Here is a 25,822-nt window from a genome sequence, read left to right on the forward strand (position 1 = left end):
TTTACTCCAGAGTAGCGTGGAAATTGCGTTAAATTTGCTCTGCACTGCCTCAGACAGGCAATGCAGCGTATCGGGTTGTGATGAAGGCGCTTAACGAAATACTTTCTTATCGTCGTTTTTGCGAATAGCGCGCGCGGGATTGCCCATGGCAATAAGGCCTGGTGCAATATCATTAAAAACGGCAGACCCCATGCTGATAATGGCCTCTTCACCTATCGTGGTTGATTCGCGAACCACGGCATTCATACCAATAAATGCGCGATCGCCCACAATGCAATGGCCCGCCAGATTGGCGTACGAAGAGATAACGCAGTCATTTCCAATCTGGCAATCATGCCCAAGGCTGGTGTTGGGTTGTAAATGAACGTTATCGCCAATCGTGGTATCGCAGGAAATAAAGCTGCCATAACAGATGACACTGCCGACACCTATCTGCACATCATCACTTATATAGGTATCAGGATGAATGAGTTGCGCCAGCGTGAAGCCGGATGCTTGTGCCTTCTGAGCAAGACGATGACGTAGAGAGGGTTCGCCTACGGCAATCACAATCTCGTAAGCCTGGGGGGTGATAGCGGAAAAAGGGAGAACATCCAGTGATTTAATCTGGCGCGATGGGTTGATGTCATCAATAAAACAGAAACCATCCCAGCGAGAGTGGATCCCATTTATTTGCAGGGCGAGTTCCAGAACTTCTCTACCGAGACCACCTGCACCGTAAATTGCCAGTTTCATCCTATCCTCTATTCACTACACCTCTGACGCCCGGCGCTGCAAACAAGTGGCAGCTAAATTGCGTTGTTACTTTACAAGCGAAAAAGGGGGTTCTATCACATATGCGTTAATGTAAAGGATGGCGACAAATTTCCAGACTGCGAATAACCGTCATTTTGGGCCGTTAATTAACAGATAGATGAAAGGCGCAGTTAAGTGTTTGTTAATTGCATAGTTTCAGCCTGCTAAGTATTCCATTCTGATGTTCAGTGTGATGCTGCACTTATCTTTTTGGTTTATAAATCAGCAATAAGACGTACAATGCTATCTAATTAGCTTTTTAATGTGAGAAATTTTCTCCGGAAAACGCTTTTAACACATACATTTCTTTTATCCGTGTAAATAACCCCCCATTTCACCCACTATTCATCCGATTAAAACCCCTACAGAATCGGATAATCATGCCGATAACTCAAACTAACGCAGGGCTGTTTATCGTGAATTCACTGTATACCGCTGAAGGTGTAATGGATAAACACTCGCTGTGGCAGCGTTATGTTCCGCTGGTGCGTCACGAAGCATTGCGCCTGCAGGTGCGTCTGCCGGCGAGTGTGGAACTGGACGATCTGCTACAGGCGGGCGGGATCGGGTTACTGAATGCAGTTGACCGATACGACGCTCTGCAAGGAACGGCATTTACCACTTACGCAGTGCAGCGTATTCGTGGGGCGATGTTGGATGAATTGCGCAGCCGCGATTGGGTGCCGCGCAGCGTCCGGCGTAATGCCCGCGAAGTGGCACAAGCGATGGGGCAACTTGAACAAGAGCTGGGACGTAACGCAACCGAAACTGAAGTGGCGCAACGTCTTGGTATCCCTGTTGAAGAATATCGTCAGATGCTGCTCGATACGAACAACAGTCAGCTTTTCTCCTATGACGAATGGCGGGAAGAGCATGGCGACAGTATCGAAGTTGTGACTGACGATCATAAACAGGAAAACCCGTTATATCAGTTACTGGAAAGTAATTTGCGTCACCGTGTAATGGAAGCGATTGAGTCCTTACCGGAACGCGAACAACTGGTTCTGACGCTTTACTATCAGGAAGAACTTAATCTCAAAGAGATTGGTGCGGTTCTGGAAGTGGGCGAATCTCGGGTAAGTCAGCTCCATAGCCAGGCCATCAAGCGCTTACGTACCAAGCTGGGTAAGTTATAGGGTTGGTTGTCTGTAAACCCTGGTAGATGCCGCATAACGCATTGACAACCAGGAGTTATCATGACGGTGCAGCAACCTAAAAGACGGCCTCTAAGCCGCTACCTTAAAGACTTTAAACACAGCCAAACGCATTGCGCTCATTGTCACAAGCTCCTCGACCGCATCACGCTGGTGCGCCGGGGTGAGATTGTGAACAAAATTGCCATCTCCCGCCTGGATATTCTTCTGGATGAAGCCGCCTGGCAGCAAGAGCAAAAAGAGTGGGTCGCACTTTGCCGTTTTTGTGGCGATCTGCACTGTAAAGAGCAGAGCGACTTTTTCGACATCATCGGATTTAAACAATTCCTCTTTGATCAAACAGAGATGAGCCACGGCACGGTGCGTGAGTACGTTGTACGCCTGCGTCGGCTGGGTAATCATCTGACCGATCTCAATATTTCTCGCGACCTGCTTGATGAAGGGTTCCCGGATGAGAATCTGGAACCCTGGTTACCCGCCACCAGTACCAATAACTACCGCATCGCGCTGCGTAAGTACGCGCAGTTCAAAGCACAATCACACTTTAATGTGGTGCAAAAAATCGCGGTCGGTGCAAGATCTGATATATATTAAAAAAGAATAATATGTAACGGAAGGGTGCTTGTACTTTATGACAAGCACCTTACCCTATGATCAAAATTTATCATTTGGGGTAACTATGAAACTTGCACTTCTGGGCCGTCAGGCTCTGATGGGAGCGATGGCGGTTGCGCTGGTCGCTGGTATGAGCGTCAAAACCTTTGCAGCGGAAAATCTGCTGGCGAAAGTGAAAGAGCGTGGCTCGCTGCTGGTCGGGCTCGAAGGCACTTATCCGCCGTTCAGCTTCCAGGGCGATGACGGAAAACTGACCGGGTTTGAAGTTGAATTTGCGGATGCGCTGGCAAAACACCTTGGCGTGAAAGCGGATCTGAAACCGACGAAATGGGATGGCATGCTGGCGTCGCTGGACTCCAAACGCATCGACGTGGTGATTAACCAGGTCACCATTTCTGAAGAGCGTAAGAAAAAATATGACTTCTCCACGCCGTATACTGTCTCCGGTATCCAGGCGCTGGTGAAAAAAGGCAATGAAAGCGGCATCAAATCCTCTGCGGATTTGAAAGGTAAAAAAGTTGGCGTCGGTTTGGGAACCAACTACGAAGAGTGGTTGCGCCAGAATGTGCAGGGTGTGGATATCCGTACCTATGATGATGACCCGACGAAGTATCAGGATCTGCGCGTCGGTCGAATCGACGCTATCCTGGTTGACCGCCTCGCGGCGCTGGATCTGGTCAAGAAAACCAAAGACACCCTGGCCGTTGCCGGTGATGCCTTCTCGCGTCAGGAAGCTGGCGTTGCGTTGCGTAAAGGCAATGATGACCTCCTGAAAGCCATTGATGCAGCGATTGCTGATATGCAAAAAGATGGCACCATGAAAGCATTGTCTGAGAAATGGTTCGGTGCCGATGTGACGAAATAATCGTCCTGGCATGAAAAAGGCGCTTAATTTAGCGCCTTTTTTATTTACCTGCTGTATACGTGCATAATAAAAAGAAAACATATCCCGCAACAGGAGGACCCATGTCCTTGCACAACCTGACCCGTTTCCCGCGACTGGAGTTAATTGGCGCTCCCACTCCGCTTGAGTATCTTCCGCGTTTCTCTGACTACCTGGGGCGCGATATTTTTATCAAGCGTGATGATGTCACGCCGATGGCGATGGGGGGCAACAAGCTGCGCAAACTGGAGTTTCTTGCCGCCGATGCGCTGCGTGAGGGGGCCGATACACTTGTTACGGCGGGTGCTATTCAGTCCAACCATGTGCGCCAGACGGCAGCAGTGGCGGCCAAACTGGGGCTGAACTGCGTAGCGCTGCTGGAAAACCCGATTGGCACGACGGCGGAAAACTATCTGACTAATGGCAATCGTCTGTTACTGGATCTATTCAACACCCAGATTGAGATGTGTGATGCGCTGACCGATCCCACACGTCAGTTGGATGAGCTGGCGATGCGCATTGAAGCGCAGGGCTATCGTCCGTATGTCATTCCAGTGGGTGGCTCGAATGCTCTGGGGGCGCTGGGGTATGTCGAAAGCGCCCTGGAAATCGCGCAACAATGCGAAGGGGCTGTCGAGCTTTCTTCCGTGGTGGTGGCGTCGGGGAGCGCGGGGACACACGCAGGTCTCGCTGTCGGACTTGAACAGCTTTTGCCGGATGTTGAATTGATTGGTGTGACGGTTTCACGCAGCGTTGCCGATCAGAAACCGAAAGTGGTGACTTTACAACAGGCGATTGCTCAGTCACTCGAGGTCGAGGCGAAGGCCGATATCCTTTTATGGGACGATTACTTCGCACCGGGCTATGGCACACCGAACAGTGAAGGTACAGACGCGGTTAAACTTCTGGCTCGTCTCGAAGGCATCTTGCTCGATCCGGTCTATACCGGTAAAGCCATGGCCGGGCTTATCGACGGTATTAGTCAGAAACGGTTTAAAGATGAAGGGCCGATCCTGTTTGTGCACACAGGTGGCGCGCCGGCGCTTTTTGCCTATCATCCTCATGTTTAATAACAAGGTTTGATAACCAGAATGCAAGAAAGCTTACAGCTGATTTTAGATTCAGCACCGTATTTGCTTAAAGGTGCAGTATTTACGCTGCAGCTCAGTATCGGCGGCATGATTTTTGGCCTGCTGCTGGGTTTTGTGCTGGCGTTGATGCGCATGTCGCCGGTCTGGCCCGTCCGTTGGCTGGCACGCGTTTATATTTCAATCTTTCGCGGCACACCACTTATCGCTCAATTGTTCATGATCTACTACGGCTTGCCGCAGTTTGGCATTGAACTGGACCCGATTCCGGCGGCGATGATTGGTCTGTCTCTTAATACTGCGGCCTATACTTCTGAAACGCTACGTGCGGCGATTTCGTCCATTGATAAAGGGCAGTGGGAAGCGGCAGCGAGTATTGGAATGACGCCGTGGCAAACCTTGCGTCGTGCCATTTTGCCTCAGGCTGCCCGCGTTGCGTTACCGCCGCTGAGTAACAGCTTCATTAGTCTGGTAAAAGACACCTCTCTGGCGGCCACCATTCAGGTGCCGGAGCTGTTCCGCCAGGCGCAGCTCATTACGTCCCGAACGCTGGAAGTGTTTACCATGTATCTGGCGGCTTCCCTGATTTACTGGGTGATGGCGACGGTGTTGTCTGCGTTGCAGAACTACTTTGAAAATCAGCTTAACCGTCAGGAGCGCGATCCGAAATGAGTGCCATTGAAGTTAAGAATCTGGTGAAGAAGTTTCATGGACAGACCGTGCTGCACGGCATCGATCTTGAAGTGGAAGAGGGCGAAGTGGTGGCCATTATCGGCCCGAGCGGTTCCGGCAAAACGACGCTTCTTCGCAGCATAAATCTACTGGAGCAGCCGGAAAATGGCACCATTCGGGTGGGGAATATCACCATCGATACGGCTCGGACGCTGAGCCAGCAAAAAGGGCAGATCCGCCAACTTCGTCAGCATGTCGGCTTCGTCTTCCAGAACTTCAACTTATTCCCGCACCGAACGGTGCTGGAAAATATCATTGAAGGACCGGTGATTGTGAAAGGAGAAGGGAAAGAAGATGCCTCAACGCGTGCGCGTGAGCTGCTGGCAAAAGTGGGGTTGAGCGGTAAAGAGACCAGCTATCCACGACGTTTATCCGGAGGCCAACAGCAGCGCGTTGCAATTGCGCGTGCCCTGGCGATGCGGCCTGATGTGATTCTGTTTGATGAGCCAACCTCTGCACTGGACCCTGAGCTAGTGGGCGAGGTGTTGAACACCATTCGCCAGTTGGCTCAGGAAAAACGCACGATGGTCATTGTGACTCACGAAATGAGTTTTGCCCGCGATGTTGCTGACCGGGCTATATTCATGGATCAAGGGCGTATTGTAGAACAGGGTCCGGCGAAATCGCTTTTTGCCAACCCGCAGCAACCGCGCACGCAGCAGTTCCTCGAAAAATTTCTGATGCAGTAAGGATTTCCGGGTTCTGAACATTGCTGCTCAGCGCCCGGAAATAAGAGACGCTTAAGTAAAATTTATTTCTGCTAATTTATTACAAGCACTTCTATTAAGGATATTTCATTCGAGACGGTCTGCTGCAAAAAGCAATCGCCGGAAACATTGCTTCTTTTCACGTAATTGCCTTACGAAACCGCCAGATTATTTTCCGCTGTAACGATATTTTATACATATAAAAAAGTTTTATGTGTTAATTTAATGTATTCATAATAATGATTATTATTGTCAGAGGTGATATCGGTCAGATGTGGGAGAATGACTTTTTTGCGTGGCGCAGGGAGATGCTGTTACGTTTTCAGGAGATGACAAGTACGGACAATGTATATTCCGAGCTGAAGCGCCAAACGCAGGAGCTGGAATATGACTATTTTTCACTGTGTGTCCGCCATCCGGTCCCTTTTACTCGTCCTAAAATCAATGTTCAGTCGTCTTATCCTGACGTCTGGATGTCGCATTATCAGGCCGAAAATTATTTTGCCATCGATCCGGTGTTGAAAGCGGAAAATTTCCTGCATGGGCATTTGCCGTGGAATGATAAATTATTCCATGAGGCCCCAGTGTTGTGGGATGCTGCCAGGGATCATGGGTTGCGAAAAGGGGTAACACAATGTCTGATGTTGCCGAATCACGCGCTGGGATTTTTATCCGTATCGCGGACCAGCCTGTTGGGCAAAGTGCGTGAAGGTGACGACCTTGAACTGCGTTTGCAATTGCTGGTGCAATTGAGTCTTCTCGCGTTGGTTCGGCTGGGGGATGATATGGTTGCCGCACCGGAAATGAAATTCAGTAAGCGAGAAAAAGAGATTCTGAGATGGACGGCGGAAGGGAAAACTTCAGCAGAAATCGCGATAATCTTATCTATTTCTGAGAATACCGTAAATTTCCATCAAAAGAATATGCAGAAAAAATTTAACGCGCCGAATAAAACGCAAATCGCTTGCTACGCGGCCGCAACGGGCATTATTTGAGGTTTACCAACGTTCTGCGTGCCAGACACAAACCGGCTGCCAGCTTACCAAAGCCACCAGCCGGATTCGCTTACTGGCGGTATGCCTGCTTAATCTGCTTAACAGTGTTAGAGAACACCGCGGCCTGAGATTGATCTTCCAGTCCTGCGATTTGCTTCTCCATTTTAAGGATCACCCGGCCCGCGTCAGCCTGCCCCATCGCCTGCAACATCAGCGTGACCATTGCTTTCAGGCAAGAGACTTCCTGAGCCAGTTCCTGGTTATTTTCAGCGGTGGAGAAATCTGGGGTGCTCATTTAATTACCTCGTTAAGTTACAGTATCTTCGCATGACCATGCATGTCAAAGCGGCGGAGTATACCACAGGTTCCCGGAAAATCAGCAGCGGTTATTTTTTGATCGCTAGCCTCGCGTTTATTAAATTAAACATATTGTCGTTATTCGTTTTTTAATATTGCTCTAAAAATATATGTTTAATTGAGGTATCGCGTCGGTTAATTATTGTTACAACTTTCATTTTAATTTTTTCCCAGGATAACATCTGACTTTCAGGTAACTTTCTGTAACCTGATTTTTGAAACAGGGCATGAGAACTGATGTGACATGTGGAAGTTTCCACACTTTGTACAGGTTAATTTCCAAAAACGAGAGTTAAATTCAAAGCACGGCACTATTTAACTTTCATTACGATGATAAAAACCGTTAATATGTGAGAATTAGTTTGCAGTAGCGTCATCCCTTTTCTGGAGATATTCCTTTGATCAACGTACTTCTTGTTGATGACCACGAACTGGTGCGCGCAGGGATACGACGCATTCTCGAAGATATTAAGGGTATAAAAGTTTCTGGCGAAGTTTGTTGCGGCGAGGATGCCGTTAAATGGTGCCGAAACAATTCCGTCGATGTCATATTGATGGATATGAACATGCCCGGCATCGGTGGCCTTGAAGCAACGCGTAAAATCGTGCGATTAAACGTCGATACAAAAATCATCATGCTGACGATTCATACCGAAAATCCTCTTCCAACGAAAGTGATGCAAGCTGGTGCTGCGGGTTATTTGAGCAAAGGAGCCGCCCCGCAAGAGGTAGTGAATGCCATTCGTTCAGTACATGCAGGCCAACGTTACATCGCTTCTGACATCGCGCAGCAGATGGCACTGAGCCAGATTGAGCCGGAAGCCGAGTCGCCGTTTGAAAGTTTGTCTGAACGCGAATTGCAGATTATGCTGATGATCACAAAAGGTCAGAAGGTCAATGAGATCTCTGAACAACTGAATCTCAGCCCTAAAACGGTGAACAGTTATCGTTATCGCATGTTCAGTAAATTGAACATTCACGGTGATGTTGAACTGACGCACCTGGCAATTCGCCACGGCCTGTGCAATGCGGAGACGTTAGCAAGTCAGTGAATGAAGTTTTCGATTCCAAAGCCTTCCTCAAGACCGTAACCAGCAACCCCGGCGTTTATCGAATGTACGACGCCGGTGGTACTGTTATCTATGTAGGCAAAGCTAAAGATCTCAAGAAGCGCCTCTCCAGCTATTTTCGTAGCAATCTTGCATCGCGAAAAACAGAAGCCCTGGTGGCCCAAATCCAGCAAATTGATGTCACGGTCACCCATACTGAGACAGAAGCACTGCTGCTCGAACATAACTACATCAAGCTTTATCAGCCACGCTACAACGTTTTGCTGCGTGATGATAAGTCTTATCCTTTTATCTTCCTGAGCGCTGACACGCATCCCCGTCTGGCTATGCACCGTGGGGCAAAACACGCGAAAGGTGAGTATTTCGGCCCGTTTCCTAACGGCTACGCTGTGCGTGAAACCCTGGCGCTATTGCAAAAAATCTTCCCGGTGCGTCAGTGTGAAAATAGCGTCTACCGTAACCGCTCACGCCCGTGCCTGCAGTACCAGATTGGCCGCTGTCTGGGGCCTTGCGTTGCGGGTCTGGTGAGCGAAGAAGAGTACGAACAACAGGTCGACTATGTTCGTTTATTTCTCGCCGGTAAAGATGACCAGGTTCTGACTCAACTTATTGCACGCATGGAGAAGGCCAGCCAGTCGCTGGAATTCGAAGAGGCTGCACGTATTCGCGATCAGATCCAGGCTGTCCGCCGGGTGACTGAAAAACAGTTCGTCTCTAATACCGGCGATGATCTGGATGTGATTGGTGTGTCCTTCGATGCCGGTATGGCGTGCGTCCATGTCCTCTTTATTCGTCAGGGCAAAGTACTGGGGAGTCGCAGCTATTTCCCGAAAGTCCCTGGCGGTACGGAGTTGGGTGAAGTCGTCGAAACCTTCGTCGGGCAGTTTTACCTGCAGGGAAGTCAGATGCGTACACTGCCGGGTGAGATCCTGCTGGACTTTACGCTCAGCGACAAAACGCTGCTGGCTGATTCACTTTCAGAAATTGCAGGGCGTAAGGTGAATGTACAGACGAAGCCTCGTGGCGATCGCGCTCGCTATCTGAAACTGGCGCGTACCAATGCGGCCATTGCACTTAGCACCAAACTGGCACAGCAATCGACGGTCAGTCAGCGACTTACTGCACTAGCGACGCTGCTGAAAATGCCGGAAGTCAGGCGTATGGAGTGTTTTGATATCAGCCATACCATGGGCGAGCAAACGGTAGCGTCCTGCGTGGTATTTGATGCGAACGGGCCGCTGCGTGCTGAGTATCGTCGTTACAACATCACTGGCATCACGCCTGGTGATGATTACGCCGCTATGAACCAGGTGTTACGTCGCCGTTATGGTAAAGCCATTGAGGAAAGCAAGATCCCTGACGTGATCCTCATCGACGGGGGTAAAGGACAACTGGGGCAGGCGAAAGCGGTCTTTGCTGAACTGGATGTCCCCTGGGATAAAAACCATCCGCTACTACTGGGCGTGGCCAAAGGTGTGGACCGTAAGGCCGGGCTTGAAACGCTCTTCTTCGAACCAGAAGGCGAAGGCTTCAGTCTGCCGCCGGATTCACCTGCGTTGCATGTTATCCAGCACATCCGTGATGAATCGCACGATCATGCAATCAGTGGTCATCGCAAAAAAAGGGCAAAAGTGAAAAATACCAGCAGCCTGGAAACGATCGAAGGCGTTGGTCCGAAGCGCCGCCAGATGCTGTTGAAGTATATGGGTGGTCTGCAAGGCCTGGTAAATGCCAGTGTCGAAGAAATTGCAAAAGTGCCGGGCATCTCGCAAGGCCTGGCAGAAAAGATCTACTACTCGTTGAAACATTAAGGGCTCTGTAGCAACATAGGGTCAAAATTTACTGACAACAGACAGTTACCGTCACTATGCAATTTAATATTCCGACATTGCTCACCCTGTTCCGCGTCATCCTGATTCCGTTCTTTGTGCTGGCGTTTTATCTGCCTTTTCCGTGGGCCCCTTTCGCATCAGCATTGATTTTTTTGGTTGCTGCGGTAACGGACTGGTTTGACGGTTTCCTGGCTCGCCGCTGGAATCAGAGCACGCGCTTTGGTGCGTTTCTGGATCCGGTGGCCGACAAGGTGCTGGTGGCTATCGCCATGGTGATGGTGGCGGAGCATTACCACAGCTGGTGGGTAACGCTGCCTGCCGCAACCATGATCGCCCGTGAGATCATTATCTCTGCGTTGCGCGAATGGATGGCCGAACTTGGTAAGCGCAACAGTGTGGCCGTTTCCTGGGTAGGCAAAGTGAAAACAACCGCGCAGATGGCAGCATTGACGTGGATGCTATGGCGTCCGAACGAGTGGGTTGAGTGGGCCGGAATTGGCCTGTTTCTTATCGCAGCGGTACTGACACTGTGGTCGATGCTGCAATATTTGAACGCGGCACGGGGCGATTTGCTCGATCAGTGATCGTATCGCGTTAATTTTCAGCAAACGATCCTGGTTTTGAAAAATAACGTTGACTCAGTGCGCCAGGTAAGTAGAATGCATCGCATCAGACGGCAGCGCAGGCTTCCAGAAGATAACAAAATCAAGTGATTGCAACAAAACTTGATATTGCGGGAATAGCTCAGTTGGTAGAGCACGACCTTGCCAAGGTCGGGGTCGCGAGTTCGAGTCTCGTTTCCCGCTCCAGTTTAAAAACATCGGCAAATTTGCGGGTGTTGGGCTGTAAAGCCTGAAGAATCTGGCGCGTTAGCAAAGCGGTTATGTAGCGGATTGCAAATCCGTCTAGTCCGGTTCGACTCCGGAACGCGCCTCCAATTTCTTCCCGAGCCCGGATGGTGGAATCGGTAGACACAAGGGATTTAAAATCCCTCGGCGTTCGCGCTGTGCGAGTTCAAGTCTCGCTCCGGGTACCATGGGAAAGACAAGAATAATCAAAGCAATAAGCAGTGTCGTGAAACCACCTCCGGGTGGTTTTTTTGTGTTTGAAATATCTGTGTTACCCTTCCATTATTTCCCGTTATTTCCTCTCGTGCCCAGGAGCACCTCATATGAGCGAAGGCCCATTAAACGAAAACGAACTACAGTGGCTTGAAGAGACCCTGATGACTTATGCACATGACGATGAATCTATTGTCGATGTCGCCGAGCTGGATGGTCTGCTCACTGCAGTGTTGTCTGGTCCTGTCGTTGTTGAACCTGACAACTGGTTGGTTGCTATCTGGGGCGGACAGAAAAACATTCCGCGCTGGAAAAACGATCGTGAAATGGATCGTTTCATCAACCTCTGTTTCAAGCACATGAACGATATCGCTGAGCGATTGAGTAGCTATCCGGATCAATTTGAGCCGGTGTTTGGTGAGAATGAAGTGGAAGGCAGACATTTCACAGTGGTGGAAGAGTGGTGCTTTGGCTACATGCGTGGTGTGGGGCTGACCGACTGGTCGGCATTGCCGGAAGCGTTAAAAGCCGATCTGGAAACCATTTCGCTGCACGGCACCGAAGAGAATTTCGCGCGTCTGGATGAAATGGACGAAGAGGAATACAACAAAAGTGTCGATGCCATTCGTCCTGCGGCACTGCGTCTTTATGACTACTGGTCGGCTAACCCTCAGCAACCTGAGGTGCAGCAACCGATCGTGAACGGCGTGAAAGTCGGGCGTAACGATCCTTGCCCGTGCGGCAGCGGTAGGAAGTTTAAAAGCTGTTGTTTGCACTAAGATACACAAAAAAAAGGGCTCAGAAGTGAGCCCCTTTTTTTATCCGACTTCCGGGAGTAACCTGGCGACGATGGCGAATTGCACCGCGATGATGCCGATACCGCAGGCAACTATAACGATAAGCGTAAGCTTACCGCCTGCGACACGATAGGGGGCATTCGGATGCGCCTCACGGCTTTTCCACGCCAGTAATGCAGGTAACAGCAGCGCCAGCACGGCCAGTGCGACGGCGGCGTAGCCCAGAGCCATCACAAAACCACGTGGGTAAAATAGCGCGAAAGCCAGCGGCGGCAGGAATGTGATGATCCCTGTTTGCGCGCGGCCGAAAGCGGTATTGCGCCGCTGGAAAAGATCCGCCAGATAATCGAACAATCCGAGTGCAACGCCGAGGAACGAGGTCGCCAGAGCCAGGTCTGCAAAGAGATGCACAGCCAGTTCAACATGCGGGGATGCAACGACTTCGCGTAGCGCCTGCAACAGACCGTTTAAGCCAGCATGGTTCGCCAGCAATCCGGCAAATGTCGAAGACTCGATACTGCCCAGTGTTGCCAGTTGCCAGAAAATATAGGCAATAAGCGGAATGGCACTGCCGGTAATGAAGACCCAGCGCAGCTTACGAATATTGCCGTCCATGTAGCTCACAATACTCGGCACGCTGCCGTGGAAGCCAAATGAAGTGAAAATAACCGGGATAGCTGACAGGGCAAGACCTTTCTCAAGTGGCAACGTCAGCAAGTTCACCTGATGAATATGTGGGACCAGTAAGACCAGCATGATCAGCAGAAAAATAATCTTGGCGCTGAACAGAAAGCGGTTAAACAGATCCACCAGAGACGTACCAATACAAACGACGCCCCCTGCGATCAGCGTAAAGAGCAGCACACCTGAGACCGGTGAAACAGAGATACCGGTCCAGTCGCTGATGCTGGAAGCCAGCAATTCACCTGCGCCACTCATATAGGCTGCTGTCAGGGCATACATCAAGAACATCATGCTGAAACCCGTTACCCACTGACCATAACGGCCCAGATAGCGGCGTGCGACTGAGCCTAGCCCCGTGTCAGCTGGAACGTGCTGATAGACTTCGAGCAACAACAGCGCGGTGTAACACATTACAGCCCACAGCAAAAACAGTAAAACCAGCGTTACACCAAACCCTACTCCAGCAGCGGCCAGCGGCATAGCCAACATACCCGCGCCAATGGTGGTTCCTGCAACGATAAAAACACTACCAAGTGTTCGATTTTTCACTATTTCCTCTACAACTAAACCGTCAGAGCCTACGAATATGCGGCGCAGAGTATGTGAAAAGAGCACATTCGTCAAACCACCCTTACAGAAGGTGTAAAGAAAACGTTGCGATAAGGCGGTTCTGCCTCTCGACTAGTCATTTGCTCATAATATTCAGGCATTTTGCCTGGTTCATAAGGCTCTATGTTTGCGAGAGAATCGAACTTACCTTAAAAAATATTGATAAAGATTAAAAAGAGGTTGAGATGGCTGGGGGGAATCCATTTACCGCGAAATGGACGCGTGGCGGGAATTTACTCTGTCACGGGAACTGGATTTTAACCTGGCAGGAACACCCTGTCTTGTTGCCGGAATCCCGACGTGAAAAAGACATGGGGACCTGGGCAATCTACTCCATTATTGATCCTGATGATGAAACCTTTGCCCAGGGCTTGCAGGAAGATGAATGGATCATTGATAACGTTGACTGGCTGACTGATCTCTTTTTTGATCACCACATCCCACTGGAAAGTGATAATTATCGCTACTTCTATCGGGCCGTAAATAATCAGGACTGGCGGTGTACGAGTTGTGCCGGATGCATGTAAACCTGTCGTAGCGCAAAAACCCTTCACAATATTGCATCTACTATACATCTTTTAATGGAGGGGTTATGGCGTCAATTCACGGTCACGAAGTACTTAACATGATGCTGGAGTCAGCTGAACAGTATTCTGAGAAGAGTCTGGTGGAAGCTATCCATACACGTTTTGGTGGAGAGGCACGTTTTCATACGTGCTCGGCGTCTGAGATGTCAGCTACTGAACTGGTGGCATTTCTGGCAGCCCGCGGGAAATTTATTCCTGCCGAAGAGGGTTTTTCTACTCACGAAAGTAAAATCTGCAATCACTGAAATAATGCGGTAATGAAGATTCATTACCGCACTCGTTATTAATTTGCGGTGTCGAGCGTTGAAAGTTCTTTATCGATGAAATAAAGACCTTCACCGCTTTTACCTGCCAGCGTCAGTTTATCAATGACAGATTTGAAGAGTTTCTCTTCTTCATGCTGCTCAGCAACATACCACTGAAGGAAATTGAAGGTTGGATAATCCTGAGAGGTCATCGCAACATGGGCGAGTTCATTAATTTTCTGCGTGATTAACTGCTCATGTTCGTAAGTCGCACGGAACAACTCATCCAGCGAACCATATTCAGCCTCAGGCATCTTGATCGTGCTGATACGGGGCAGGCTACCTGTGTCGGTCAGGTAATCAAACAGGCGCTGCATGTGCGTCATCTCTTCTTGCGCGTGGCGGCGCAGAAATGCCGCAGCACCTTCAAAACTGTTAAAGCTGCACCAGGCACTCATTTGTTGATAAAGCAGTGAGGAGAAAAGTTCCAGATTCATCTGCTCATTTAGTTTTTCAATCATTTCAGCTTTTAACATGGTGCAGCTCCAGAAAATAATAAAAGAGAGTAAAGAGTCGCCACTATAATTTGTTATTTAATTATTTGCAAAAGGTAAAATAAAAAATCATTTATTAACAATGAGAATGGGAATAACACGCATTGCATTATTAGTGTCGCTGCAAATGATAATTATTCTTTAATTAATTCAGGTGTAATTAATGCCAGCGAATTAACGCTGGCCCAGGAAGTTACCAGGCGCGGGTAGCGGTGGCAGACGTTTGGTTGAAAGCAATCCCTCGGCACTGATACTGAATCGTCACCTTGGTATTCATACAGACTGAACCACTAATTACGCTGCAGGTGGAGATCGGCTGACCATAAGCCACGGCAGTGGCATAGCCCATTTGTTGACACTGTTTATTAGCGGTGCCCTGTGTGGTGTAGCTGTCATAACGTGCCGACTGCAGCATGGCCTCGTTAAAACTGAGACGCACAATACCACTGGTAGTATCGACGCTGCTGACTTGGGGTTCTTTGGTTATGGTGCACCCGGCGAGCAGCAACAATGCGGCGGCAACAACTATTTTGTTCATGAAATCGCTCTGTTTTTTATGGGCATCGTCGCATCTTACACGCGCTATGCTCGCGCAATCGATGGAATAGCCAGCGTAACAGGCCTTTTTATGCACAACGAGATAAGACTCAGTCCGCCAGGTTGTCATAAATGAGGGCAAATTTTTCATGATGCTGGCGAAACAGCGCGACCAGCAGTGGATCGAAATGTGTCCCTGCGCCTTCTGCGATGACCTGAGATGCCTGGAGATGGCTGTAGCTTGGTTTATAAATCCGTTTCTGGCGCAAGGCATCATATACATCAGCCAGTGCAAGAATACGGGCTTCCAGCGGAATTTGTTCGCCACGAAGCCCTTCCGGGTAGCCGCTTCCATCCCATTTTTCATGGTGAAAATGGATCATGTTCTCTGCGACTGGCCCCAGCGATAGCCCCTGAACGATACGCCAGCCTTTCAGAGTGTGCAGTTTCATTTCATCAAATTCTTCGGGGGTGAGAGAGCCTTGTTTACGTAATATTCGATCAGGTACGGCAATTTTTCCGACATCATGCAGTGAAGCAAAATTTTCAATATCTCTGACCGTTTGCCGGGAAAGACGTAATTCTTTTGCCAGAAAACCGCAATATTTTGCCACCCGCTGAATATGGCTGCCCGTCTCATCGTCGTGGGCCCGGCTCACTTTTTCCAGAGCCTGAACGATATTGTGGTTGACCACGCGGTTTTGTTTCATATGCCGCCACATCATGAACAGTAAACAAAGGCTAAAAATAACCGTAATGAGCAACAACACGCTGATGATTTTGAGTGTATTACGGGTTAATTGCGGAAATGTTGAAGGGGGATCGTTTCGCTCCAGTTGTGTACGGTAACTGGAGAGACGGTGCAGTTTGGTGAGCAGACTATGCAATGGGTGATCCATATCAACACGTGGGCCAATGCGGAATTCTGAGCGGGTAATGCCCGCCACTTTCAATACACCACGGAACAGTTCATTGCCTCGTAAAGCGATTTCCATCGTGCTGAGATCGGCAAGTAAGTAATCAATCTTATCGTTTTCAAGACCTGAAATAAGTCCGTCCACGTTTGCATAGGGCACCAGCGTAATATCACTTGCATAACGCTGCTCAAGATAAAACTGCGAGAAACTGCCTTTTATAACGCCGATGCGTTGGTGGCGAATTTGCTCCTCATCCCACAAGAACGGTTGCTCGATACGATTGTAATAAACGTTGTGCCACGCAACAGTGGGGCCAATCATTCCCTGAGGGGGGGCGGGATCGCGGGTATTTACCAGCTCAATCAGTTTTATGGGCCAGTTCTGATTCCGTAGTTCGTAGAAATAGTTGTCAACATAATGCACATCAACATCAATGTGCAGCAGGTCGCGAATGTCATTAATCATATCTATTGCTGAGCCGTGATAACCAAGCCGATCGTGCCAGATTAAGGGGGCAAAATTTTCATTTTTCGGGAGCCACAGCGTCAGGCGGTTTGTCTGTAACCAGGCGCGCTCTTCAGCGCTCATTGTCACTCGACTCAGTAAATATTGACGGTTACTCTCCCTCAGCAGTTCCTGCAACTTGCCACTGCGCCGGCTATCGTTAATAAAGGTATTCATCCGATCGCGAAGGGCGGTGAGTTCAGGGCTAAAACCAAACACACTGGCAATGCGTAGTGCGGGAAACGGGCGCGAGAGTTGATAATAACGGGTCGTGTTTTCCATTTCACTCGCGTCATTGATATAGAAATCCGCCTGATCCTCACTCAGTAACTGGAAAGCCTCTTCACTGCTGGTCACCATACGTACCTGGCGAAATATGAGGTCTGGATAGCTCTGTTTAACACGATCCAATGTGGCATCATTGGCGCGAAACAGAACGCGGGCGGTGGCAAAATCTTCAGGTTTAAAAATGCGTTGATTCAGACTGGCAGCGACTACTTCGTTATCAAAGAGTCCTGTAGAAAGAACATGGGTACGTGCCCGTGCATCGGTACGGATGACACCGGCATACATACCGAAATGGTTATCTTTAAAGTGCTGGCTAATTGTCTCGCCATCCACCGGCTGGATCTGCAGATGGTCGCCATACTTCTCATTGAAAAGGGTAACGAGGGCAGGATAGAGCCCCTGATAGTTGCCCTTGTCATCACGCCAGAATTCGAAGCTTTGTGCATCATAAAGCCAGACAGGCACGGGTTCTACGCCAGAATCGTTGCCTGAAGGTGCCGCCATCGCTGATTCGTTTCCAGGCACCACAAGGATAAGACAAAATAGAGAGATTACGGCGAGCATTATCCGGCAGGCTATTTTCACGTGAGCATTCTCAGTGATGATACGCGGTAGTTTTCCATGCAGCGTTTCCTCTATCTGCATATCCCTTGTGAGTAAAACTGTGAAGATACTTTGGTTTTTTAAAACCTTTTTTCATTAAATTTGAAAGTGTGTTTGTCTGATAGTAAGGTTGACGAACTTTTGCTATCGAACGCATTAATCTGGAGATGAACATGAAAATTGCACTGATGATGGAAAACAGTCAGGCGGGTAAAAACGCCATCATTCTTAATGAGCTTAAAGCTGTTGCCGGTGAAAAAGACTTTCCCGTTTTCAACGTCGGGATGAGTGATGAAAATGACCATCATCTGACTTACATCCATTTAGGTATTATGGCTAGCATTCTGCTGAATGCCAAAGCGGTTGATTTTGTCGTGACCGGGTGCGGTACTGGCCAGGGGGCGTTAATGTCACTGAACATCCACCCGGGTGTCATCTGTGGTTACTGTATCGATCCTGCGGATGCATTCCTGTTTGCCCAGATCAACAACGGCAATGCACTCTCGCTGCCGTTTGCTAAAGGTTTTGGCTGGGGGGCTGAACTGAACGTGCGCTTTATCTTTGAGAAAGCATTTACCGGTCGTAAAGGTGAGGGCTACCCGCCGGAGCGTAAAGAACCTCAGGTACGTAATGCCGGGATCCTCAATCAGGTTAAAGCGGCGGTGGTGAAAGAAAATTATCTGGATACACTGCGTGCTATCGATCCTGAACTGGTGAAAACAGCAGTATCTGGCCCGCGCTTCCAGCAGTGCTTCTTTGAGAACTGCCAGAATAAAGAGATCGAAGCTTTCGTGCGTGAGATTCTCGCCTGATAGTGTAGACGGGCTGGCTTTTGCTGGCCCCTTTCCTCAAATGTTAAATCCTCGTCCCATCCCCCCGGTTTTCCCAAAAAATAGTTTAATAACTTCAAAAATATTTTAGCTTCCTAACCCATAGATTTAACACGTTTTTTTAACAAAGAGCCGGCTTTTTCGATTTTTAAAACGTGATTTCTATCACAAAAGACTTGCGTTTCGTGATGGAGGTCATATTATGTGCACATCAACTGATAACACCTGCATAACAAATCGCCGGAGCAAACCATGAAATTGCGCAAAATCCTGAAAAGCATTTTTGAAACTTACTGCAAGACCTTCAAAGACGTACCCCCTGGTGCTATGTTCTGATAATAAAAAAACCTGCGTTGGCAGGTTTTTTTATGCCTGCAATGTGTGCGCAGGCAATACAGAAAAGCGGCGATTATCGCCGCTTTTCTTGTTTTAGAAGAAGATTGATACGAGCATGTAACTTGCTGCACACGCACAACTTACTCCAATAAGCCCTGGCAGAATAAAGCTGTGGTTGATGATGAATTTGCCAATGCGGGTTGTGCCGGAGCGGTCAAAACCGATACAAGCCAGATCGCTGGGGTAGGTTGGAAGGACGAAGTAGCCGTAAGAAGCCGGGAAGAAAGCGAGTAACATTTTGGGTTCCACACCGAGCATTAAGCCCATTGGCGCCACGGCGGTTAAAGCCGCGGCCTGGCTGTTTACCAGTTTAGAAACCAGGAAAAGCACAATCGCATAGGTCCACGGATGGCTTTTCACCACGCCTTCCAGCGCCATTTTCAGTTCATTCAGGTGTGCCTGAAAGAAGGTATCGCTCATCCACGCCACACCAAATACTGAGAAAATGGCAACCATACCCGCTTTGAACACTGCACCACTCGAAATAGCGGAAGCTTTAACCTTACACACGATCAGCATGATGGCGCCGGCAATCAGCATCATCATCTGAATGACGAGGTTCATCGACAGTGCAGTGAGTTTGCCTTTCACCTCAAAAGCAGGGCGCAGGTCAGGCAAGGCACCGAGAAGCACCACCACCAGAATACCAGTGAAGAAGATCCATGTTGACCAGTACGCCTCTTTAGGAAAACGCTGGTTCATTAAGGTTTCACTGGCTCCGTAAATAAACTCACGCTGCTTAGGATCTTTGAGTTTTTCCTGAAATTCAGGATCGTCAGCGAGATCTTTACCGCGGCGCAAACTCCACAACGCCGCAATGGCGACGCCAAATAATGAGGCCGGTACAGACACTGCCAGAATTTCAAGAATACTCCATGCGTGACCAATACCGTGCTGAGCTGCGAGGATAGAAACCAGAGAGACGACGGCAACGGAAACCGGTGAAGCCGTGATGGCCATCTGCGAGGCGATAGAGGCCACGGCCATAGGGCGTTCCGGGCGGATATTCTTTTTCAGTGCAATGTCAGCAATGATAGGGAACATGGTGTAAACCACATGCCCAGTGCCACAAAGAAAAGTCAGCATCCAGGTGGTGAAAGGTGCCAGCAAGGTAATGTGCTGTGGGTGGCGGCGCAGCAAACGCTCCGCGAACTGCATCATCACATTGAGACCGCCAGCGGTTTGCAACGTTGCCGCACAACCGATGACCGCAAGGATGGTAAGCATCACGTCGACAGGGGGTTTGCCCGGTTCGAGGCCAAACACAAAACTCAATATAAAGAGGCCGATACCACTGATTAAACCCAGCCCCATCCCGCCGTAACGTGTCCCCAGTAATAAGCAGAGAATGATAATAATAAATTCGATGGTAATCATGACTCACCTTGTCGTTGATATAGATAAACCAGGTAAATCATTACATTTTGTAATCCTACTCAATGAGAGCCAGATCGAATTTGAGTAAATTTAATAAAAGCAATAAGTTATATACTTTTTGTTAACATTTTCTTGATGAATACGTAAAGCAATCGTTCACAGAATACTAACCCTTATCCTGTGAACAGGAGAGTAAATGATTAATATGTCTTCAGCATGTTTAAGAAACAGGTACAGATAAATATTCAGCCATCTGCTCAATAATCTCATCGGGAATATCGTTTTGCTCGGCATGAATATCTGCTAATAAAATAAGCGTGGGGTTATCTGTCTCCACACGAGCTTCTTCGGCAAGGTACTCAAGTTCAGAACGGCGTAATAATTGGTTAGCAAGCACCTGCTTTAATAATTCATCAAGAGAATGAATGTTTTTTTGTGAAATACTCACTGACTTGATTATTGGATAGTTACCCGTCTGTTTCATGTACTCAAAAACACGCATCGTATGCGTAATACAGTTTTGCGCTTGTCGACGCAGGTAGAGCGCGGGCCGGAACAGGTTGCGCTCCATACACCAGTTACTCAGCGAGACATAAAGATGTGATGCACTGAATTCAAGATTCATTTGTGCATTTAATTTTTGGGCCATGGAGAGAGTCGTCATCGTTATATCCTTATCTGTAGGGCGGTTTATAAGCATTAAATTATGCGCATTAATTTGTATTTATTAATCCGTACACTGCCTGTGTGAGGTTAGGATAACGAGGAAAGGTGAATAAGAGAATCCTTAAAGATAATAATTTACCCTTCGTTACATCACAGTGACATTAATATGATTCTTTTTTTATTATGAAATAAATTAAAGCATTTATCGTTTCAGCTATGAAAAGTCAGGTGATACAACTGCGCATTTCCTTGTCTGTAATCCAGGATTTTCTGGTGAGTAACAAGAAAAATGCATGTTAAAGAGCAGTTATGTGACCCACTTTAAATTATGAAACAGTGTTTTGAGTAAATATAAATACTCTTTCATCATAAAAATTGAGGAACCTGAGCATGAAAAAAGTGGCGGTGTTGTTGGCGCCTGGTTTCGAAGAAGCGGAAGCCATCATTACCATTGATATACTGCGTCGCTTGAATATTGAGGTTGAAACGCTGGCCTGCGCGGAATCCCGCGCTGTGGTGAGTTACCACAACATTCCCATGGTCGCTGACCATACTCTGCTGGAGCGTAGCGGTGAGCTTTACGATGCTGTGGTTCTTCCCGGTGGACCGCAGGGCAGCATGAATCTTGCTGCCAGCGCGGATGTCGTGGCATTTGTGAAGGCACATGATTCCCAGAACAGGCTGATCTGTCCTATCTGCTCTGCTGCTGCCCGGGTGTTAGGCGGCAATGGCCTGCTTAATGGACGCCGTTATGTCTGCTCCGGCGATCTCTGGGAAGGGGTGAGTGGGGGAGAGTACGTTGATGCGCCCGTGGTAGAAGATGACAATCTGCTCAGTGGTAAAGGACTGGGCCACGCTTTTGATTTTGCTTTCGCTCTTTCAGCCCGTCTTTTAGGTGATGATGCACCGGTCCGGGACCACGCTGATCACATTTATTACGCCTGGTAATTTCACCCCGAGTGCCGCCTGTACTCGGGGACAAGGATAACATAGCTGATGCTATGGATTAATCTGCTAAACCCCTCCTGATTTGTCTGACAAATACCGTGTTTTTTATGTCTAAAACCGCTGAATTTATGTACGTAATTACTGTAATTCTGCGGTGTGATATTGCTCTCCTATGGAGAATCAATTTCCCGCTAAAACTACTGCCAGCACAGGTGTCCAGGGACGTGCGGACTCTAATGCCTTGTTTTATGAACTTTTAAATGAACCGGTAGTACTTTTCCCCTACATAAAAGAATGCCAAAGCTGGAGATAACCATGCACAAATTCACTAAAGCGTTGGCAGCCATTGGTCTGGCTGCCGTTATGTCACAATCCGCTATCGCTGAATCGATGAAACTGGGCTTTTTGGTTAAGCAACCGGAAGAACCCTGGTTCCAGACCGAATGGAAATTCGCGGATAAAGCCGGCAAAGATTTAGGCTTTGAAGTCATAAAAATTGCCGTTCCTGATGGCGAAAAAACCCTGAATGCCATCGACAGTCTTGCTGCAAGCGGTGCTAAAGGTTTCGTCATCTGTACCCCGGACCCGAAACTGGGCGCGGCGATTGTTGCCAAGGCCAAAGGGTATGACATGAAAGTCATCGCCGTGGATGACCAGTTCGTCAACGCCAAGGGTGAGCCAATGACATCAGTGCCGCTGGTGATGATGGCGGCCAGCGAAATCGGTGCTCGCCAGGGTCAGGAACTCTACAAAGAGATGCAGAAACGCGGTTGGGATATCAAAGAAACCGCAGTGATGGCGATTACAGCAAACGAACTCGATACTGCACGTCGCCGTACAACGGGTTCGATGGATGCACTTAAAGCAGCTGGTTTCCCGGAAAAGCAGATTTATCAGGTCCCGACCAAATCTAACGACATCCCGGGCGCATTTGACGCCGGTAACTCCCTGCTGGTTCAGCACCCTGAAGTGAAACATTGGCTGGTGGTCGGTATGAACGACAGCACCGTGTTGGGTGGTGTTCGCGCAACGGAAGGTCAGGGCTTCAAAGCACCTAACGTCATCGGTATCGGTATCAACGGTGTGGATGCGGTGAGCGAACTGTCTAAAGCGCAAGCAACGGGCTTCTATGGCTCTCTGCTGCCAAGCCCGGACGTGCATGGCTATAAAACCAGTGAACTGCTCTATAACTGGGTCACCAAAGGTGTCGAACCTCCTAAATTCACAGCAGTTACCGATGTGGTGCTGATCACCCGCGATAACTTTAAAGAAGAGCTGGCGAAAAAAGGATTAGGCGCGAAATAACGCTCAGATGATTGTGCCCTCCATCATCCGGTGGAGGGCCAGATGTACACTGAAATGATTTACGGAGACGTTATGCAAGACTCTACTCCCTATCTCTCCTTTCGCGGCATTGGGAAGACATTCCCAGGCGTTAAAGCCCTGAGCGATATTAGTTTTGATTGCCATGCAGGGCAGGTGCACGCGCTGATGGGGGAAAACGGTGCCGGTAAGTCGACCCTGTTAAAAGTGCTGAGTGGGAACTACGCACCGACAACCGGTACGCTGGCAATCAAAGGACAGGATGTCAGTTTTAACGACACAACGGCGGCCCTCAACGCGGGTGTGGCGATAATTTACCAGGAGCTGCATCTGGTGCCGGAAATGACGGTTGCGGAAAACATCTACCTCGGCCAACTTCCACATAAGAGCGGATTCGTTAATCGCTCATTGCTGAATTATGAAGCCGGACTGCAGCTTAAGCATCTGGGTCTGGATATCGACCCGCAAACTCCGCTGAAGTACCTCTCCATCGGCCAATGGCAGATGGTAGAAATCGCCAAGGCTCTGGCGCGAAACGCCAAAATCATCGCCTTTGATGAGCCCACCAGCTCCCTTTCCGCCCGTGAAATCGAGAACCTGTTCCGTGTCATTCGGGAACTGCGAAAAGAGGGGCGAGTCATCCTGTATGTCTCGCATCGCATGGAGGAGATTTTTGCGCTGAGCGATGCGATTACCGTCTTTAAAGATGGGCGGTACGTGCGCACCTTCACTGACATGCAGCAGGTCAATCATGATTCTTTGGTGCAGGCGATGGTAGGCAGGGATCTCGGTGATATCTACGGCTGGAAACCTCGTGATTATGGCGAAGAGCGTCTGCGTCTGGAACAGGTTAAAGCACCGGGTGTCCGCACACCGATTAGCCTGACAGTACGCAGCGGCGAAATCGTCGGTCTTTTTGGTCTGGTGGGTGCCGGTCGCAGTGAGCTGATGAAAGGTCTGTTCGGCGGGACGCGTATCACCGAAGGGCAGGTTTTCATTGACGGACAAACGGTCAATATTCAAAAACCCGCCCACGCCATTAGCGCAGGCATGATGCTCTGCCCGGAAGACAGGAAAGCCGATGGCATTATTCCTGTTCACTCGGTGCGTGAAAACATCAACATCAGTGCGCGACGTAAGTACTTGCGTGCTGGCTGCTTAATCAATGACGGCTGGGAAACGGAAAATGCTCAGCACCATATTAACGCCCTCAATATCAAAACCCCCAGTGCCGATCAGCTGATCATGAACCTTTCGGGGGGAAATCAGCAGAAAGCCATTCTCGGCCGCTGGCTCTCGGAAGAGATGAAAGTGATTTTGCTTGATGAGCCGACACGCGGAATCGACGTAGGGGCAAAACATGAGATCTATAACGTAATTTATGCGCTGGCAGCCCGTGGTGTCGCGGTGTTGTTTGCTTCCAGTGACCTGCCAGAAGTGCTCGGAGTCGCCGACCGCATCATTGTGATGCGCGAAGGGGAAATCGCCGGGGAACTGCTTCATGGTCAGGCAGATGAACAGCGAGCGCTTAGCCTCGCAATGCCAAAAGTCAGCCAGGCTGTGGCCTGAGCGAGGAGAATACGATGTCATCTTTAACCTCTTCCGGCGCATCAAAGTCGCCATTTACACTCGGGCGCATTTGGGACCAGTTCGGCATGCTGGTGGTATTCGCCGTGCTGTTCCTTGGCTGCGCGCTCTTTGTACCTAATTTCGCTACCTTTATTAATATGAAAGGGCTGGGGCTGGCTATTTCCATGTCTGGCATGGTGGCCTGCGGCATGCTTTTCTGCCTGGCTTCTGGCGATTTTGATCTGTCAGTCGCCTCGGTTATCGCTTGCGCAGGTGTGACAACGGCTGTCGTCATTAACCTCAGTGAAAGCTTATGGATTGGCGTCTTTGCCGGATTGATGCTGGGCGTCGTCAGCGGCTTTATTAACGGCTTTGTTATTGCACGTCTGAAGATAAACGCTCTGATCACCACGCTGGCCACCATGCAAATCGTGCGCGGCCTGGCCTATATCATTTCAGACGGTAAAGCGGTAGGGATTGAAGATGAAAGCTTCTTTACCCTCGGCTATGCCAACTGGTTAGGCCTGCCTGCGCCTATCTGGCTGACGGTTGCCTGCCTGATTGTCTTTGGTTTCCTGCTGAACCGCACCACCTTTGGCCGTAATACGCTGGCGATAGGCGGTAACGAAGAAGCTGCCCGCCTGGCTGGTGTGCCTGTTGTGCGCACTAAAATCATCATCTTCGTACTTTCGGGACTGGTGTCTGCGGCGGCAGGTATTATCCTCGCCTCGCGTATGACCAGCGGCCAGCCAATGACGTCAATTGGTTATGAGCTGATTGTTATCTCAGCCTGTGTGCTGGGTGGGGTCTCACTGAAAGGGGGGATCGGTAAGATCTCTTATGTGGTTGCCGGGATCCTGATTCTGGGGACGGTAGAGAATGCCATGAATCTGCTGAACATCTCGCCATTTGCACAATATGTAGTACGCGGTTTGATCCTGCTCGCTGCCGTTATCTTTGACCGCTACAAACAGAAAGCTAAACGCACCGTCTGATAATCCTCAGACAGATCTTTAAGTTTACGTTATCAAATCCTCCAGGCGTTAATTCGGCTGGAGGATTCTGCATAAAATGGCGAGCACCGTCACACTGTCTATAC

The 25,822-nt window shown here is 49.2% G+C and carries 27 protein-coding genes and 3 tRNA genes; 22 read left to right on the top strand and 8 right to left on the bottom strand.

Going from position 1 to position 25,822, the window contains the following annotated elements; genetic code table 11:
- Positions 1-90: 90 nt before the first annotated feature.
- Positions 91-735 (bottom strand): acetyltransferase, encoded by a 645-nt coding sequence (locus AC5JPW_RS15595; protein ID WP_494241729.1) that lies wholly within the window; start codon positions 733-735, stop codon positions 91-93.
- Positions 736-1,211: 476 nt separating this feature from the next.
- On the opposite strand from AC5JPW_RS15595, the gene AC5JPW_RS15600 reads away from it, so the two are divergent.
- The 7 genes from AC5JPW_RS15600 to sdiA all read left to right on the top strand — a co-directional run bounded on the left by AC5JPW_RS15600 (position 1,212) and on the right by sdiA (position 6,969).
- The gene (locus AC5JPW_RS15600) at positions 1,212-1,931 is read left to right on the top strand and encodes an RNA polymerase sigma factor FliA (protein WP_494242373.1); all 720 of its coding nucleotides are present in this window, start codon (positions 1,212-1,214) and stop codon (positions 1,929-1,931) included.
- A gap of 60 nt (positions 1,932-1,991) precedes the next feature.
- Positions 1,992-2,543, top strand: coding sequence for a flagella biosynthesis regulatory protein FliZ (gene fliZ, locus AC5JPW_RS15605; RefSeq protein WP_494241731.1), 552 nt, complete (start codon positions 1,992-1,994; stop codon positions 2,541-2,543).
- Between the two features lie 85 nt (positions 2,544-2,628).
- Positions 2,629-3,429, top strand: a complete 801-nt coding sequence (gene tcyJ, locus AC5JPW_RS15610; RefSeq protein WP_494241732.1) for a cystine ABC transporter substrate-binding protein — start codon at positions 2,629-2,631, stop codon at positions 3,427-3,429.
- Between the two features lie 101 nt (positions 3,430-3,530).
- A complete protein-coding gene (gene dcyD / locus AC5JPW_RS15615; RefSeq protein WP_494241734.1) occupies positions 3,531-4,517 on the top strand; it encodes a D-cysteine desulfhydrase in 987 nt (328 codons plus the stop codon).
- A gap of 21 nt (positions 4,518-4,538) precedes the next feature.
- Positions 4,539-5,207, top strand: coding sequence for a cystine ABC transporter permease (gene tcyL / locus AC5JPW_RS15620; RefSeq protein WP_494241735.1), 669 nt, complete (start codon positions 4,539-4,541; stop codon positions 5,205-5,207).
- Positions 5,204-5,956, top strand: coding sequence for an L-cystine ABC transporter ATP-binding protein TcyN (tcyN, locus tag AC5JPW_RS15625; protein ID WP_494241737.1), 753 nt, complete (start codon positions 5,204-5,206; stop codon positions 5,954-5,956). Before tcyL ends, tcyN begins: the two co-directional genes overlap by 4 nt.
- A 290-nt stretch (positions 5,957-6,246) precedes the next feature.
- Positions 6,247-6,969: a quorum-sensing transcriptional regulator SdiA gene (gene sdiA / locus AC5JPW_RS15630; protein ID WP_494242375.1), complete on the top strand. Its 723-nt coding sequence runs from the start codon at positions 6,247-6,249 to the stop codon at positions 6,967-6,969.
- 70 nt (positions 6,970-7,039) lie between these two features.
- On the opposite strand, the gene AC5JPW_RS15635 is transcribed toward sdiA, so the two are convergent.
- Positions 7,040-7,264 carry a DUF2594 family protein gene (locus AC5JPW_RS15635; RefSeq protein ID WP_494241739.1) on the bottom strand — a complete coding sequence of 75 codons (225 nt, stop codon included), beginning with the start codon at positions 7,262-7,264 and terminating at the stop codon, positions 7,040-7,042.
- Positions 7,265-7,724: 460 nt separating this feature from the next.
- On the opposite strand from AC5JPW_RS15635, the gene uvrY reads away from it, so the two are divergent.
- The 7 genes from uvrY to AC5JPW_RS15670 all read left to right on the top strand — a co-directional run bounded on the left by uvrY (position 7,725) and on the right by AC5JPW_RS15670 (position 12,068).
- Complete coding sequence (gene uvrY / locus AC5JPW_RS15640; protein WP_494241741.1) at positions 7,725-8,378, top strand: UvrY/SirA/GacA family response regulator transcription factor; 654 nt, start codon at positions 7,725-7,727, stop codon at positions 8,376-8,378.
- Entirely contained in the window at positions 8,375-10,207 is a 1,833-nt protein-coding gene (gene uvrC, locus AC5JPW_RS15645) for an excinuclease ABC subunit UvrC (protein ID WP_494241743.1), read from the top strand. Before uvrY ends, uvrC begins: the two co-directional genes overlap by 4 nt.
- Before the next feature lie 56 nt (positions 10,208-10,263).
- Positions 10,264-10,812: a CDP-diacylglycerol--glycerol-3-phosphate 3-phosphatidyltransferase gene (gene pgsA, locus AC5JPW_RS15650; protein WP_494241745.1), complete on the top strand. Its 549-nt coding sequence runs from the start codon at positions 10,264-10,266 to the stop codon at positions 10,810-10,812.
- A gap of 149 nt (positions 10,813-10,961) precedes the next feature.
- Positions 10,962-11,037, top strand: a tRNA-Gly gene (locus tag AC5JPW_RS15655).
- 54 nt (positions 11,038-11,091) lie between these two features.
- Positions 11,092-11,165: transfer RNA gene (locus tag AC5JPW_RS15660), tRNA-Cys, on the top strand.
- A gap of 12 nt (positions 11,166-11,177) precedes the next feature.
- Positions 11,178-11,264, top strand: a tRNA-Leu gene (locus AC5JPW_RS15665).
- Positions 11,265-11,399: 135 nt separating this feature from the next.
- Positions 11,400-12,068, top strand: a complete 669-nt coding sequence (locus AC5JPW_RS15670; RefSeq protein ID WP_494241746.1) for a YecA/YgfB family protein — start codon at positions 11,400-11,402, stop codon at positions 12,066-12,068.
- Positions 12,069-12,107: 39 nt separating this feature from the next.
- Here the strand turns inward: AC5JPW_RS15670 and tyrP are convergent, their stop codons facing one another.
- A complete protein-coding gene (gene tyrP / locus AC5JPW_RS15675; protein ID WP_494241748.1) occupies positions 12,108-13,319 on the bottom strand; it encodes a tyrosine transporter TyrP in 1,212 nt (403 codons plus the stop codon).
- Positions 13,320-13,564: 245 nt separating this feature from the next.
- Here tyrP and AC5JPW_RS15680 point away from each other — a divergent pair, with 245 nt between their 5' ends.
- Complete coding sequence (locus tag AC5JPW_RS15680; RefSeq protein ID WP_494241750.1) at positions 13,565-13,906, top strand: PM0253 family protein; 342 nt, start codon at positions 13,565-13,567, stop codon at positions 13,904-13,906.
- A 65-nt stretch (positions 13,907-13,971) separates the two neighbouring features.
- Positions 13,972-14,211 (top strand): YecH family metal-binding protein, encoded by a 240-nt coding sequence (locus AC5JPW_RS15685; RefSeq protein ID WP_494241752.1) that lies wholly within the window; start codon positions 13,972-13,974, stop codon positions 14,209-14,211.
- Positions 14,212-14,249: 38 nt separating this feature from the next.
- Here AC5JPW_RS15685 and ftnA read toward each other — a convergent pair whose 3' ends face one another.
- The 3 genes from ftnA to AC5JPW_RS15700 form a co-directional block, all read right to left on the bottom strand.
- Positions 14,250-14,747 carry a non-heme ferritin gene (gene ftnA, locus AC5JPW_RS15690; RefSeq protein WP_494241754.1) on the bottom strand — a complete coding sequence of 166 codons (498 nt, stop codon included), beginning with the start codon at positions 14,745-14,747 and terminating at the stop codon, positions 14,250-14,252.
- Between the two features lie 211 nt (positions 14,748-14,958).
- Entirely contained in the window at positions 14,959-15,303 is a 345-nt protein-coding gene (gene yecR, locus AC5JPW_RS15695; RefSeq protein WP_494241755.1) for a YecR family lipoprotein, read from the bottom strand.
- 109 nt (positions 15,304-15,412) lie between these two features.
- Complete coding sequence (locus AC5JPW_RS15700; RefSeq protein ID WP_494241757.1) at positions 15,413-17,515, bottom strand: HD domain-containing phosphohydrolase; 2,103 nt, start codon at positions 17,513-17,515, stop codon at positions 15,413-15,415.
- A 272-nt stretch (positions 17,516-17,787) separates the two neighbouring features.
- Here AC5JPW_RS15700 and AC5JPW_RS15705 point away from each other — a divergent pair, with 272 nt between their 5' ends.
- A complete protein-coding gene (locus AC5JPW_RS15705) occupies positions 17,788-18,426 on the top strand; it encodes an RpiB/LacA/LacB family sugar-phosphate isomerase (protein ID WP_494241759.1) in 639 nt (212 codons plus the stop codon).
- Between the two features lie 270 nt (positions 18,427-18,696).
- Positions 18,697-18,780, top strand: a complete 84-nt coding sequence (gene azuC / locus AC5JPW_RS15710; protein ID WP_088218881.1) for a stress response protein AzuC — start codon at positions 18,697-18,699, stop codon at positions 18,778-18,780.
- Positions 18,781-18,873: 93 nt separating this feature from the next.
- Here the strand turns inward: azuC and AC5JPW_RS15715 are convergent, their stop codons facing one another.
- Positions 18,874-20,217: an anaerobic C4-dicarboxylate transporter gene (locus tag AC5JPW_RS15715; RefSeq protein ID WP_494241760.1), complete on the bottom strand. Its 1,344-nt coding sequence runs from the start codon at positions 20,215-20,217 to the stop codon at positions 18,874-18,876.
- A 220-nt stretch (positions 20,218-20,437) separates the two neighbouring features.
- On the bottom strand, positions 20,438-20,881 hold the full coding sequence (locus tag AC5JPW_RS15720) for a ferritin-like domain-containing protein (RefSeq protein ID WP_494241761.1): 444 nt from the start codon (positions 20,879-20,881) through the stop codon (positions 20,438-20,440).
- A gap of 392 nt (positions 20,882-21,273) precedes the next feature.
- On the opposite strand from AC5JPW_RS15720, the gene AC5JPW_RS15725 reads away from it, so the two are divergent.
- The 4 genes from AC5JPW_RS15725 to araH all read left to right on the top strand — a co-directional run bounded on the left by AC5JPW_RS15725 (position 21,274) and on the right by araH (position 25,718).
- Positions 21,274-21,831: a DJ-1/PfpI family protein gene (locus AC5JPW_RS15725; protein ID WP_494241763.1), complete on the top strand. Its 558-nt coding sequence runs from the start codon at positions 21,274-21,276 to the stop codon at positions 21,829-21,831.
- Positions 21,832-22,146: 315 nt separating this feature from the next.
- Positions 22,147-23,136, top strand: coding sequence for an arabinose ABC transporter substrate-binding protein (locus AC5JPW_RS15730; protein ID WP_494241764.1), 990 nt, complete (start codon positions 22,147-22,149; stop codon positions 23,134-23,136).
- 72 nt (positions 23,137-23,208) lie between these two features.
- Complete coding sequence (gene araG / locus AC5JPW_RS15735) at positions 23,209-24,723, top strand: L-arabinose ABC transporter ATP-binding protein AraG (RefSeq protein ID WP_494241766.1); 1,515 nt, start codon at positions 23,209-23,211, stop codon at positions 24,721-24,723.
- A gap of 14 nt (positions 24,724-24,737) precedes the next feature.
- Complete coding sequence (gene araH, locus AC5JPW_RS15740) at positions 24,738-25,718, top strand: L-arabinose ABC transporter permease AraH (protein WP_494241768.1); 981 nt, start codon at positions 24,738-24,740, stop codon at positions 25,716-25,718.
- Positions 25,719-25,822: the final 104 nt, after the last annotated feature.

This window comes from Phytobacter sp. (assembly GCF_059074235.1).